The organism is Streptococcus mitis SK597 (assembly GCF_000148545.1).
Classification (GTDB): domain Bacteria; phylum Bacillota; class Bacilli; order Lactobacillales; family Streptococcaceae; genus Streptococcus; species Streptococcus mitis_C.
The window spans coordinates 1-12,097 of sequence record NZ_AEDV01000011.1 but is presented as its reverse complement, the minus strand read 5'-3'; the positions used below and the strand labels follow the sequence as shown (position 1 = coordinate 12,097).

General features: G+C 35.5%; 15 protein-coding genes and 1 pseudogene. 4 read left to right on the top strand and 12 right to left on the bottom strand.

The window, feature by feature from the left end:
- Window positions 1-7 precede the first annotated feature (7 nt).
- From merR to SMSK597_RS04375, 3 genes are all read right to left on the bottom strand, one after another.
- A complete protein-coding gene (gene merR, locus SMSK597_RS04385; protein WP_000640390.1) occupies window positions 8-400 on the bottom strand; it encodes an Hg(II)-responsive transcriptional regulator in 393 nt (130 codons plus the stop codon).
- Between the two features lie 269 nt (window positions 401-669).
- Window positions 670-1,008 carry a Cd(II)/Zn(II)-sensing metalloregulatory transcriptional regulator CadX gene (gene cadX, locus SMSK597_RS04380; protein ID WP_000711088.1) on the bottom strand — a complete coding sequence of 113 codons (339 nt, stop codon included), beginning with the start codon at window positions 1,006-1,008 and terminating at the stop codon, window positions 670-672.
- Between the two features lie 11 nt (window positions 1,009-1,019).
- A complete protein-coding gene (locus SMSK597_RS04375; protein ID WP_000615750.1) occupies window positions 1,020-1,634 on the bottom strand; it encodes a CadD family cadmium resistance transporter in 615 nt (204 codons plus the stop codon).
- A gap of 28 nt (window positions 1,635-1,662) precedes the next feature.
- Here SMSK597_RS04375 and SMSK597_RS13705 point away from each other — a divergent pair, with 28 nt between their 5' ends.
- A complete protein-coding gene (locus SMSK597_RS13705; RefSeq protein ID WP_071788300.1) occupies window positions 1,663-1,836 on the top strand; it encodes a FanG protein in 174 nt (57 codons plus the stop codon).
- Between the two features lie 251 nt (window positions 1,837-2,087).
- Window positions 2,088-2,465: pseudogene (locus SMSK597_RS14075) on the top strand (hypothetical protein).
- Window positions 2,466-2,925: 460 nt separating this feature from the next.
- Here SMSK597_RS14075 and SMSK597_RS04370 read toward each other — a convergent pair.
- The 4 genes from SMSK597_RS04370 to SMSK597_RS04355 all read right to left on the bottom strand — a co-directional run bounded on the left by SMSK597_RS04370 (window position 2,926) and on the right by SMSK597_RS04355 (window position 4,922).
- The gene (locus SMSK597_RS04370) at window positions 2,926-3,120 is read right to left on the bottom strand and encodes a hypothetical protein (protein ID WP_000469564.1); all 195 of its coding nucleotides are present in this window, start codon (window positions 3,118-3,120) and stop codon (window positions 2,926-2,928) included.
- Window positions 3,101-3,433 (bottom strand): hypothetical protein, encoded by a 333-nt coding sequence (locus SMSK597_RS04365; protein WP_001220782.1) that lies wholly within the window; start codon window positions 3,431-3,433, stop codon window positions 3,101-3,103. The genes SMSK597_RS04370 and SMSK597_RS04365 overlap by 20 nt, the downstream gene beginning before the upstream one ends.
- Window positions 3,434-3,792: 359 nt before the next feature.
- Window positions 3,793-4,632 (bottom strand): phage replisome organizer N-terminal domain-containing protein, encoded by an 840-nt coding sequence (locus tag SMSK597_RS04360; protein ID WP_001014728.1) that lies wholly within the window; start codon window positions 4,630-4,632, stop codon window positions 3,793-3,795.
- A gap of 8 nt (window positions 4,633-4,640) precedes the next feature.
- A complete protein-coding gene (locus SMSK597_RS04355; RefSeq protein WP_000005472.1) occupies window positions 4,641-4,922 on the bottom strand; it encodes a hypothetical protein in 282 nt (93 codons plus the stop codon).
- Window positions 4,923-5,069: 147 nt separating this feature from the next.
- Here SMSK597_RS04355 and SMSK597_RS04350 point away from each other — a divergent pair, with 147 nt between their 5' ends.
- Together SMSK597_RS04350 and SMSK597_RS04345 are read left to right on the top strand one after the other, a co-directional pair.
- Entirely contained in the window at window positions 5,070-5,588 is a 519-nt protein-coding gene (locus tag SMSK597_RS04350; protein ID WP_000181350.1) for a helix-turn-helix domain-containing protein, read from the top strand.
- Between the two features lie 51 nt (window positions 5,589-5,639).
- Entirely contained in the window at window positions 5,640-6,794 is a 1,155-nt protein-coding gene (locus SMSK597_RS04345) for a site-specific integrase (RefSeq protein ID WP_000022151.1), read from the top strand.
- 132 nt (window positions 6,795-6,926) lie between these two features.
- On the opposite strand, the gene rpsI is transcribed toward SMSK597_RS04345, so the two are convergent.
- The 5 genes from rpsI to SMSK597_RS13695 form a co-directional block, all read right to left on the bottom strand.
- The gene (gene rpsI / locus SMSK597_RS04340; RefSeq protein ID WP_000075964.1) at window positions 6,927-7,319 is read right to left on the bottom strand and encodes a 30S ribosomal protein S9; all 393 of its coding nucleotides are present in this window, start codon (window positions 7,317-7,319) and stop codon (window positions 6,927-6,929) included.
- An 18-nt stretch (window positions 7,320-7,337) separates the two neighbouring features.
- Complete coding sequence (rplM, locus tag SMSK597_RS04335) at window positions 7,338-7,784, bottom strand: 50S ribosomal protein L13 (protein WP_001044624.1); 447 nt, start codon at window positions 7,782-7,784, stop codon at window positions 7,338-7,340.
- A gap of 215 nt (window positions 7,785-7,999) precedes the next feature.
- Window positions 8,000-9,199 (bottom strand): ABC transporter permease, encoded by a 1,200-nt coding sequence (locus tag SMSK597_RS04330; RefSeq protein WP_001245372.1) that lies wholly within the window; start codon window positions 9,197-9,199, stop codon window positions 8,000-8,002.
- A complete protein-coding gene (locus SMSK597_RS04325; protein WP_000895302.1) occupies window positions 9,196-10,089 on the bottom strand; it encodes an ABC transporter ATP-binding protein in 894 nt (297 codons plus the stop codon). Before SMSK597_RS04325 ends, SMSK597_RS04330 begins: the two co-directional genes overlap by 4 nt.
- Window positions 10,090-10,785: 696 nt before the next feature.
- A partial coding sequence (locus SMSK597_RS13695; protein ID WP_000574172.1) for a DUF1542 domain-containing protein occupies window positions 10,786-12,097 on the bottom strand: 1,312 nt, incomplete at its 5' end.

Sequence of the window (12,097 nt, the reverse complement as noted above, 5' to 3'; positions counted from 1 at the left end):
TAATCTCTCATGTTAATGTTTCTATTATTGGACACGAATATAATTGCTTTTCATCTGGACATCGTTGTTTTAAGTCGTCTAACATAGTTTCAATTCGTTTTAAATCCTCTATTTGTTTTTGCACTTCCTTTTGTTTTTTAGAAACAAATTCGAACATATCTTGACAACGAACTTCATCTTTATCTACAACACCAAGTAATTTATAAATCTCGCTTAAAGAGAAACCAAGTTCCTGTATTCGTTTAATAAGCCCAACACGCTTAACGTCATCATATGAATATATCCGATAACCAGCTTCCGTTCGGTGAGGTTCTTGTAATAAATTTTTTCGCTCGTAATATCTGATCGTTTCTTTATTAACTCCACATTTATCTGCAAACTCACTAATGCGATAAATCATCTTATTTCACCCCCTGAATATTATAAACCATGTACCATAGTACACGGTCAAGTAAATTGGACTATTTTATTTTTTTCCAAAAGTATCACTCGTATGTGATTGATACTTTTATATAATACTATTGATTATCCTAACATCCCACCAGAAAATCCGATTTAAACACCAGTTGTTTTTAAACTATTAAGAAAGTAATTCCACTATATATTCCGAAGACCCGAAATTTCATAGAGTAGCTCCCTAGAATCATGGAAAAGTAGTAAAAATAGTTGTTATCCTAGTTGATTAAAAAAATCCCTGATTTCCTCATCTTTTATAAAATAATATATAATTTTCCCCTCTCTTCTAGTGCCCAAGATGTTTTGATTGGCTAGTTTACGAAGATGGTGGGAAGTAGATGCCATACTGAGATTTAGTAAACAGGCTATATCACAGACACAGAGTTCTTCAACAGCAAGAAGATAGAAGATGATATTTATCTGTTTATTATCGGTAAATTTTGTTAAAATGCGAAGTGATTTTTGGACTTTTTCCTTTTCAAGGTAGTTCGTTGCGGTTGTAATATTTTGCTGATTTATAACATTCACTTGGCAGATACTATCTTTTTTCATAATATTTTCTCCTAGCCTAATATAGTCCATAGTATGTCAAAACTGTTATTTTCAATCAGGATATATATCCCCAATCCTAAATAAACAACGGCAATAAACCATCTGCTATATTTTTCCAAAATTTCTCCAACAGAAGAGACTTGTGCCAATTTTTGGGCAGAAAAAACCAAGAGATAAATCATGACTAGAAAGGTAAGTAAAGCTACTATCAAATTTGCTAAATTTAAGGTAGTAAAATATGGAACAAAGACACCAATATTGTCAGCACCACAACTTGCAAAAGTAATCATAGCGACTAGAAATATCAGGTTTTTATTATCTTTGCGCAAACCTTCTTTGGCAATAGCTTCTCCATCAGAATCTCCTAAAAGCAAAACTTTGAGACCTAGGAAAATTGGAATCAAACCGAGTAAACCTAAAATCTCTTTACTAGGAATATAATTTAAGACAAATGCAAAAAGCAAACTTAGCAATATTAGACTAACAGAGCCTAGAAATTGTCCTAAATAGATGTTAATGATGTCTTTTCTGCTTTTTCTTTTGGCAAAAAATAACATTAGGATAATAAGTAAGTCTACGGCTGTCCCAGAATACAGGATTATTGAAGTAACAACATTTTGAATCATAAAACACCTCATTCAAATATATTTTTGAATGTATTCTAACATTAAACTTTGTAGATGTCAACTTAAAATCCACCAAAATATAGATAAGAAGTTAGTGTACCAAATATTAAAAAGCCCTGCCATCGAAATGACAGCAGGGCTTAACTTCAATATCCAGATAATATATTTATCTAAAAAAGGTACAGTTTTTATTGATTTGTAGTGCGATATAATGAGTTTCCAAAAATCAAAAATCGCTTAAAATCAATATTTTGACATCTATTGGCGTGTACTGAAACCCTTACTTAACCTCTGTAAGGATATAATTACGGTACCAGTATATCATAAATAATAACAAAATCTTGACTTTCCGAAACATAATGATTTTCCCGAAAGAAAGAGATCAACCTAAAAAATTACTTTCTTACTTATGTAATGTTTCTTTAATATAATATAGAAATAAAAAGTATGTAAATGAAAAGATTTATCACATTACTTTTAGTGTCTCTATCTACAATTTTATTAATTGCATGTTCTAACCAATCAAGCAATTCTTTAGATGGCGAATACCGTTGAATAAACGAGAGTAGAAATGAAGTTGCCTTTACCATTTCAGGTAACAAAGGAAATAGCAACAAAGGAGAGGCCGACACCTTTACAATTGATAAAGACAGTGCAACAATCGAACCGACTGGCTCTAATATCATAAACCGAAAAGAGAATTATACCTTCAAGGATGACGTATTCACTGTAGATATTTCAGGAACAAAGCAGGAGTATTACAAAAAGGATAGTGAAGAAATACAGCGACAAGTAAAACCCTCAAACTATTTGATATTCTTTATACAATAAAAACGCTTTTGTACTGACCCCAAAAGTTAGATTTTTTCTGTCTAACTTTTGGGGGTCAGTACACACCCGCATAGCGGGTATTTTTTTGTCTCGTACCTAGCAGAGTGAGACAGGCTAATAGTCACATAATAAAAAATTTACTTAAAGTCAGATTTTAAATACTGTAGAATAGTTCTTTCTAAAACTTACTCCCAAATTTTTTTGCTCGTATAATTCATCAGGGGTTTGGGGATTCCCCAAAATTCAAATCATCCCAAAAAGTACATACACTTTGTGTATACAAATTTTGGGATGATTTTGGGAGTGTGTGTATACAGACTCTGAGCTCGCAAAGTCATATTATGAGAAATCTTTCCTTCTCGATAAAATAATCCCAAAAATCAATTTGACTGTCATTTGTGTGTACAAATATTTTAAGAAGATATATAAAAAACGCTGCAAAATTTTTAACAGCGTTTCCTTATTTTAAAATTCTCATATGTCTTTCTTTTTTATGGTTAGCATCATAGTATTCCAGCATCGCATGATACAAACGAGCCTTCGTTTTATCTTGTTGTTTAATTCCATGAAGAAATAATTCTGCTCGCTTTAATTTCAATATGTATTCGCATATCTGATCAAAATCCTTATCCATATTACTTTTGAAAATAAACATCTTTTTCCTCCATCACATCAACTATTTTTTGCATCAAAATAGACATATCCATTTTGTTTTCATAGCTTATTCTCCCAACTACAGTTGCAAGACGGGCTATAGAATTGATATTCTTTCCGACTTGTTCCAACTCTTCTGTTAAAGGAACTAAACCTTCAAAAGAGACTTTTTGGATGTTCAAATCTGTTCGTATTAATTTTTGTCTAGCAAACTCAGAAAAATTACGAATATTTTCCTTCCTCATACAATCATTTAATTTTTTATTTTCTTCTTCCGTCAAAAAAACCTGTTTCAACACAGATTTTATTCTCATGGTCCTATCACCTCGTTTTCTTATTTAGTCGTTTTACAAGTTCTTTCACTTGTTTACTTGTCTTCTTTTCATATTCTATCATCAGCTCAACGCAGTAGTGAAATATCCTTACATTATCCAAATCCTCACTTTGTTCTGCTATTCTTTCTAACTGACGTAAGTTATTGATAATTCTTCTAACTTGAAATATAAAGTCATGATAAGATTCAAAATCAAATTGAAGATAAATAGGCGAGCTCTTAAATAACATTTTTCTGGCATAAGAGGAAAAACTTAGATGATTTGTCATTTCAATCAAGTTATTCACTATTTCATTTTGCTCCTCAGTGATGTAACATTTCTTTAGAACAGTCCTATATCTACTCATTTATCATATACTTCTTTCGGGCATTTTCATGGGCAATAGCTTTGCACTCCAGCATACGTTCCTGCTTTAAATTCTCCATAGACTTAAATAAATACGCCAAAGGAGACGTCACATCCTCAGGAATCCGTTCAATCATGCTAATGACTTCATCACTAGTTACATACCCACTAGCCAAATACTCGCCTATCTTCATCTTCTGAGCATGTGTTAAAGTGTAATTGTTAGGATACAAAAATCTATCATTGTACTTATAAGAAATGGATTCTAACAAAGAATAATATTTGGGTGGAATATAAGTTTCAGGCTTTCTAGAACTATTATCCAGTATATTCTCAATCTCTTTCTTATTCTTACTCTTGTTCTTAATCTCTTGCGTTACATTATCATTTTCATCCGTTACTGTAACGTTACAGTCTAAAACGAGTTGTGGCTCGCCTGTAATTAGTGCTTTTTGTTTTTGTCTATGACGAGCAACACGTTCCCTAGTTTGTTTTCTAATCTTTTCTAGTCCATCTATATTCTGATGTTTCTCCCATTTTGGAATGGTAATAGCGCCATCTATGATTTCTATCATGCCAAATTCTTCAAACATGCTGAGAGCTAATTTTACAGATGTAGCCTTTCGCCTAAACACTGTTGAAAGCATCTCTTCTGTGTAATAAACCTTGTTCCCTAGACTTAATATGCCACTATTATTTTGCTTTCCTGCAAGCACCAGAATTTTAAACCATATTACAATAAGAGTATCTCCTTCTGGCATTGATTCTATTAGCTGAATTTTTTCATCATCAAATATATCTGTTGTTATCTTGATCCACTGAACACCATTCATACGAGTACCTATCTTTCATATTGCTTCAACCATCGTGTTACTGCTCTTTTATCGTATAAAGTCACTCCATCAATCACCATGGTTGGCATTCCTTCTTTCGTCCATTTTTGGATTGTTGTCGTAGATACATCTAACCACCTAGATAAACCTGACATACGAACCATAGGTTTATAAAGTTCTTTATCTTCAAATACTCTTGCTACAGCATTTGAAATCATCTCATCATAGTGAGCACGTAATTGCTTCTCTAATTCTTTAGGAAGCTGGACAACTAAAGTAGTTTCCGACATAAATTCACACCTCATTTCTAAATTAAATAAGCTCCGAAACCATTTAATTTGTTATTCATTTTGAATTATATATCCTTTTTGAATTTTTGTCAAGCTTTTTTATTCAAAAAGAATAAAATGTGTTATAATGATAAAAAGGAGGTTCTTATGACGAATCATATTACTAAACTGATAGAAAATAGCGGAAAAAAATTGACAGAAATTAGCGAAGCTACAAATATAGCCTATCCTACACTTTCTGGATACAATCAAGGAATCCGCAAACCTAAAAAAGATAATGCTGAAAAATTGGCAAAATACTTTAATGTTTCCGTCGCTTACATTATGGGACTTGATAGCAACCCACACGCTCCATCAAATCTTAAAATTGTTACAGATAGTTTCAAAACATCTAAAATTGGTTCTGTGACACCTTTTAAAAGCGATATGGAGAAGTTAAAGAAGAGTATCGAATTTGGCGAAAGGGCATTAACACTACCACTTGATGATAGTTTTTCAGATGAATTTCGTCATATATTCTCAGAATACCTAGCTGAGAAAAACAAACGTTTTATGTCTGAGTTTATAGATTATATGAATCACCAAAATAAAGATTCTAAAGTTTGGCAGAGCTGGATTAAAACAGACGAATACGCTATCCGCCAAGAAGATAGAAAAAATAGATAGACACTCATTTCTCAATTACATAAGCTCCGAAAACTTAGATACGGAGAAAAAATGTCTATACACAAATACAAAACAAAAAAAGGAATCCTATACTATGTCAGCTTTTACATTGGCTTAGATGCTTATGGAAAGAAAAAAAGGCACTTAAAGAGAGGGTTCAAAACCAAAAAAGAGGCAAAATTGTACGAAGCTCGTTTAGAAGCTGGTGTCGTTGCCCCCACAGTAAGTACCGACAAACCTAACCCCAAAGTCACTTATAAAGAACTTTATCAAGAATGGTTTAATGCCTATGTTGGTACCGTTGAAGAAACAACTTCTTCCCAAACTAAGAATATCTATCGAATACATATTCTACCAATATTTGGCGATAAATTTATTGACCAAATCAGTCCTTTAGACTGTCAAAACTTTATTACACAAAAATCTCAGACTTTCAAAAATATCAAACAGATAAAATCCTATACCTCAAAAATTTTTGATTTTGCAATCAACATGAACTACATTGATCGAAATCCAATGAAGAATGTTATCATGCCTAAAATCAAAAAAACTAGATCAGATAATTTTTGGTCTCTGGAGGAATTACATCATTTCCTTGATATAGTGAAAGAAACTGAGCCATTTAAACATTTTGCTTTATTTAGACTGCTTGCATTTAGTGGACTACGAAAAGGGGAGTTATACGCTTTAAAATGGGCTGATATTAACTTTGACAGCAATCTATTAAACATAGATAAAAGTCTAGGAAGAATTGACGGTAAAGCGATTGAAAAGAGCACAAAGAATGAATCTTCAGTTCGTACAATCTATCTTGATGATGAGACAATCGATATTATTAAGCAATGGAGAAATTTCTATCTGAAAGAACAATCTCAGTTTCCTCTTACAAAGCTGAATATTAGTAACGAATATATGTTCTATTACATATCAAGTAATGACAAAATTGAACCTTTGCATGCTGATTACATTAATAACGTACTGAATCGAATTATTAAAAAGCATAAATTAAAACCAATTAGCCCACATGGGTTTAGACATACACATGCAACACTTATGTCTGAAATTGGAATCGATCCTTCTAATACATCAAAACGTCTCGGTCATGCAAGCAGTCAGATGACATTAGATGTCTATACTCACACCACAAAAACTGGTGAGAAAAACTCTATTGACAAATTTGCAGATTATCTCAATAAAGCAAAATAAAATTATGATTTTTAAAATTTTGAAGAGGTTATCAGAAGGTTATCACAAAGCTATTCTAGCTCAAAAATCGACAAAAAAGCACTTTGCAAAATCTTTGCAAAGTGCTTTGAAACGTTGATATAATCGTATTGATTAACGTTTTGAGAATTGTGATGCTTTACGAGCTTTCTTAAGACCTGGTTTCTTACGTTCAACTTTACGTGAGTCACGTGTAAGAAGTCCTGCGCGTTTCAATGAATCGCGGAAGTCTGGGTCTACTTGAAGAAGGGCACGAGCGATACCGTGACGGATAGCTCCTGATTGACCAGCGTATCCACCACCTACAACGTTAACGAAAACGTCGTATGAACCTGCAGTTGAAGTAACTGCGAATGGTTGGTTGATTACAAGACGAAGGTCAGCGTGTGGGATGTACTCTTCAACATCTTTTTTGTTAACAGTGATTTTACCAGTTCCTGGAACAAGGCGAACGCGTGCAACAGCGTTTTTACGACGTCCAGTACCTGCATATTGTGCTTGTGACATACTTTATTGTTCCTTTCCTTAGATAAGTCCTGAAATATCAAGAACTTCTGGTTGTTGTGCAGCGTGAGTGTGCTCAGCTCCAACAAATACTTTCAACTTCATACCTTGAGCGCGTCCAAGAGTATTGTGTGGAAGCATACCTTTAACTGATTTCTCGATCAAACGTACTGCATTTTTAGAACGAAGTTCACCTGCAGAGATTTGTTTCAATCCACCTGGGTGGTTTGAGTGAGTGTAGTAGATTTTATCAGTTGCTTTTTTACCAGTCAATTTAACTTTTTCAGCATTGATAACAATCACAAAGTCACCTGTATCAGTGTGTGGTGTAAATGTTGGTTTGTTTTTTCCGCGAAGTACGCTAGCAACTACTGCAGAAAGACGTCCAAGTGGTACATCAGTTGCGTCAACTACGTACCATTTACGTTCAACTTGGCCTGGTTTAGCCATAAATGTTGTTTTGTTCATGATTTCTCCTATATATAGTTCGATTTTTGTTTACGGTGATGGGTGTTCCTTCCCATCGAAAAGTATTTGGAAGGTTCCGGGGCCTTTCAAATGGGGTAAACAATACCGCCTACTATAATACCAAATTTCACCCCTAAAAGTCAATAGATATGAAAAATATTTTTCTAAATTCCACTCTTTTCATCTCTAAAAAACCTCGCTTTCGCGAGGCTCTTCTATTTATAAGATAAGGCACGTTTAAAGGTTTTCCAAATACCTAAATCATCTGTTTGCAGAACGAGACTGGCATACATGCGTCCGATAAATCCTGTTGCTACCACTGCAAAAATCACTGTAATAGCAAGTGAAATCCATGCTTCTACTCCCCCTGCATAGCCATTAATGCTTCTAAATGGCATAAAGAAGGTCGAAATAAAGGGAATATAAGAACCAATCTTCAAGATAAGATTGTCACCAGCTGCACCTAGAGCTGTCACTCCAAAAAAACCACCCATAATCAAAATCATCAAAGGCGACAAGGCTTTTCCTGCGTCCTCAGGACGAGAAACCATAGAACCTAGAAAGGCTGCCAAGACGACGTACATGAAAAGACTAACCAAAATAAAGAGCAAGGTATTTAGAGAGAAAGCATCTCCCAAGTGATCTAAAACACCAGACTGAGCCAAGAATGGCAAATCTTTAAAGAACAGAATGGCAGCCAGACCACCTACAACATAAATCCCAATATGCGTTAAAATCACTAGAAATAGAGCCATCATCCGCGCATAGAAATAGTGACTTGCCCTTATGCTAGAAAAGACGACTTCCATAATTTTGGTGCCTTTTTCACTGGCAACTTCCTGAGCCGTCACACCCGCATAGGTAATCAGAATCATATAAAGAAAGAATCCTAAGGCGCCTGCTGCAATTGTTTGAACAAACTTTTTATTTTCCTTGGCTTCATCAATCTTTTCTGTGAATTGAACTGTCTGCGCTAAGCGTTTTTCCTGCTCTTGAGACAAGGAAGCAGTTGAACGATTAAGCTGATTTTGCAGTTCATTGAGTGTACCTGTAACCTCAAATTTAATTCCATTTTCAAGCGATGTTTCGCCATGATAAACGGCCTTTAGAACACTATCTTCTTGATCAATGGTCAAATAGCCTTTTAATTTTTCATCTTTAATCGCTTCTTTGGCACTTGCTTCGTCTTTATAGTCAAAGTTAATACCATTTACATTCTTCAGTCCTTTTGCTACAGACGGCACTGTTGTCACCACTGCCACTTTATCATTTTTAGCCATTGAAGAACCTTGGAGATAGGCAATTCCTACAGAGATTCCTAAAAAGAGGAACGGCGAAATCACCATAAAGAAGAAACTCCACGATTTGACATGTCGAAGATAGGTTTCCTTGATTACAACCCACATATTTCTCATACTTCCACCCCTGATTCTAGTTTAAAGATTTCATCGATTGTTGGCGCTTGCTGGTCAAAGGTTGCGATATATTGCCCCTGAGTCAAGATTAGGAAGAGTTCCATTCCAGCGCTCTCATCCTCCAAAATCAATTTCCAACTGCCTTGCTTGGTCAAACTCACCTGCTTGACATGAGGAAGATTTTCCAATTCTTCCTTGCTTCGTTCACTTGAAACAAAGAGACGCGTTTTCCCGTATTGATTTCGGACATCCTGAACTGGTCCATGCAAGACCACACGGCCATCTCGGATCATGAGAATATCGTCACAAAGCTCCTCGACGTTGGTCATGACATGATCAGAAAAGATAATGGTTGCCCCACGTTCTTTTTCTTGAAAAATGACTTGTTTGAGCAATTCTGTATTGACTGGGTCCAATCCACTGAAAGGCTCATCCAAGATAATCAAGTCTGGCTCATGAATCAGAGTAATAATGAGCTGAATCTTCTGCTGATTTCCTTTTGACAGACTCTTAATTTTATCTGTCAGCTTCCCTTTCACTTCCAACCTCTTCATCCATTGAGGGAGTTTTTCCTTGACCTCCTTGGCATCCATGCCTTTTAGAGTCGCCAAGTAACGAACTTGTTCAAGGACTGTCAATTTAGGCATGAGACTGCGTTCTTCAGGCAGATAGCCAATCCGAGCATAGGTCTCCTGACGAATATCCTGACCATCCAGACTGATTTCTCCTTGGTATTCTAAAAACTTCAAAATACTGTGGAAAATTGTTGTCTTCCCAGCACCGTTTTTCCCGACTAATCCCAAAATACGACCTGGTCGCGCTTGAAAGTCAATACCAAACAAAACTTGCTTGGATCCAAAACTTTTCTCTAGACTTCTTACTTCTAGCATCTTTAACCTCCGAAATATCTTGCACTCATTATACTCCTTTTTGATAGCCTTTACAATAGTTTCTGTCCATTTTTATAAGACTATTGCTGTGTAAAATATGACCTGGAGCACTTTTATACTCAATGAAAATCAAAGAGCAAACTAGGAAGCTAGCCGTAGGTTGCTCAAAACACTGTTTTGAGGTTGTAGATAAGACTGACGAAGTCAGTCACATATATACGGCAAGGCGAAGCTGACGTGGTTTGAAGAGATTTTCGAAGAGTATTAGTGATAAATCCATTATACAGTAGAAAACTCAATTTATCACCTCCGCTCCTCAACTGTCTATTTTTGATCCTGAATTGTTACTTGAGTAAGTTCTTTTTTCAAATAGCTTTTCCCTAAGAATCAGTATATTATGTATTCTCATTGGTCAAAAATAAAGATATCATCTATTTACTTTAACATAAAAAATTATCGAATAACAACTATTGTCCTCTATATGAATAGTTATTCCTAAACCTAAAAATTTTGAAATCAAGTTGACCTAAACCTCTCATTACCTCATGAAATTTAGGATTTAGATTCACTGATCAATTTACCTGTATCAAAAATCTCCTAGCAGACTTTCCTGCTAGGAGATTTTCTTATGAGAGGTACTTGTTTAAGCTTTGAAAATCGGATTTATTATTCGATAATTATCAAACAATCTACCAATTAAGCTTCTTCGTCTTCTTTACGACGACGGCCTGCAAGACCAAGACCAAGTAATGCACTTGCGGCAGCTGCTACCATAGCTACAGTAGAATCTGCTGTACCTGTATTTGGCAATTCTTTAGCTGCTTTACGCGCATTTGTTGCTTCTTGGCTAGCATTAGCTGCTGCTTGAGTTGTAGCTGGAGCCACAGCTGGTGTTTGAGTAGCTTGGTCCTTAGCTGGGCTTGTATGGTCAGTTGATGGAGCAACTTTCGCCATGAAGTCTTCGATACGTTTCACCATTGCATCCACTTCATCTTGGCTTGCGTCTGCATTAGCAAATACTTTCTTAGCATCTGCTGATAGTGCATTCGCTTCTTTTGCAGTTTCTGCATCAAACTTAAATTCATCTAATTGATGGATAGCCGCTTCTAACTTAGCTTTATTCACTTTCGCTTCAGTGTTAGTAGAGCCGTTATTTGCTCCATTTCCTTCATTTCCATGATTTTGTGGAGCAACAACTTCAACAGGTACGTTGATTTCTTCTACACTTCCATCTGATAACTTAAGTGTTACTTTAGCTACTAGTCTACCTAACGCTGATGTTGTAGGTTTTTCAACTTTAATAACCTCTACATCCTTCGGTAAGTTTACTTTAGATAGTACTTCTTGATCTGTTAAAGTTTCTCCTTGTGTAACAGAGACAAATCCATTGACTAATAGAGATGATAAGTCAAATGATTCTACTTCGTTAATTGCTGCATCATCTTTGTAAATGTCATTACGAAGAATTCTATCTACTTCTGCTTGAGTTGTAGCTGCATCGATTGCTTTCTTAGCTTCATCTGCGGCTTTCTTAACCTCTGCTTTAGCTGCTGATTTTTCTGCTTCTGAAAGTTTAGCGTTGCTATCAATTACAGTTTCCTTATCAGATAGGGCTGAATCTATTGCTGCCTTAGCCTGATCTTTTCCAACTTCCGCAACTGATGAGATAGAGTCCGTACCTTTCGTTACGTTTGAATCTACTTCCGCTTGACTTGTAGATGCTTCAATAGCCTTCTTCGCATCTTCAGCGACTTTCTTAGCTGCTGCTTTGGCTACTGATTTTTCTGCTTCTGAAAGTTTAGCGTTGCCTTCAATCGCTTGAACCTTAGCTGCGGCTGCCTTGTCGATTTCTGACTTAGCTTGTTCTTTACCAACTTCCGCAACAGCTGAAATAGCTTGTTTTCCTGCTGTTTCTTTTTCTTCAACTGTAGCTTGGTCTGCGGCTTGGTCAATTTCTGACTTAGCTGCATCTGCGGCAGTTCTCACTGCTTCCTTAGCTTTCGCTTTA

What these genes read in the sequence shown, in the direction of transcription:
- merR (WP_000640390.1), bottom strand. Translation starts at nt 400, where the DNA reads ATGATTTATCGCATTAGTGAGTTTGCAGATAAATGTGGAGTTAATAAA.
- cadX (WP_000711088.1), bottom strand. Translation starts at nt 1,008, where the DNA reads ATGAAAAAAGATAGTATCTGCCAAGTGAATGTTATAAATCAGCAAAAT.
- SMSK597_RS04375 (WP_000615750.1), bottom strand. Translation starts at nt 1,634, where the DNA reads ATGATTCAAAATGTTGTTACTTCAATAATCCTGTATTCTGGGACAGCC.
- SMSK597_RS13705 (WP_071788300.1), top strand. Translation starts at nt 1,663, where the DNA reads ATGTATTCTAACATTAAACTTTGTAGATGTCAACTTAAAATCCACCAA.
- SMSK597_RS04370 (WP_000469564.1), bottom strand. Translation starts at nt 3,120, where the DNA reads ATGTTTATTTTCAAAAGTAATATGGATAAGGATTTTGATCAGATATGC.
- SMSK597_RS04365 (WP_001220782.1), bottom strand. Translation starts at nt 3,433, where the DNA reads ATGAGAATAAAATCTGTGTTGAAACAGGTTTTTTTGACGGAAGAAGAA.
- SMSK597_RS04360 (WP_001014728.1), bottom strand. Translation starts at nt 4,632, where the DNA reads ATGAATGGTGTTCAGTGGATCAAGATAACAACAGATATATTTGATGAT.
- SMSK597_RS04355 (WP_000005472.1), bottom strand. Translation starts at nt 4,922, where the DNA reads ATGTCGGAAACTACTTTAGTTGTCCAGCTTCCTAAAGAATTAGAGAAG.
- SMSK597_RS04350 (WP_000181350.1), top strand. Translation starts at nt 5,070, where the DNA reads ATGACGAATCATATTACTAAACTGATAGAAAATAGCGGAAAAAAATTG.
- SMSK597_RS04345 (WP_000022151.1), top strand. Translation starts at nt 5,640, where the DNA reads ATGTCTATACACAAATACAAAACAAAAAAAGGAATCCTATACTATGTC.
- rpsI (WP_000075964.1), bottom strand. Translation starts at nt 7,319, where the DNA reads ATGTCACAAGCACAATATGCAGGTACTGGACGTCGTAAAAACGCTGTT.
- rplM (WP_001044624.1), bottom strand. Translation starts at nt 7,784, where the DNA reads ATGAACAAAACAACATTTATGGCTAAACCAGGCCAAGTTGAACGTAAA.
- SMSK597_RS04330 (WP_001245372.1), bottom strand. Translation starts at nt 9,199, where the DNA reads ATGAGAAATATGTGGGTTGTAATCAAGGAAACCTATCTTCGACATGTC.
- SMSK597_RS04325 (WP_000895302.1), bottom strand. Translation starts at nt 10,089, where the DNA reads ATGCTAGAAGTAAGAAGTCTAGAGAAAAGTTTTGGATCCAAGCAAGTT.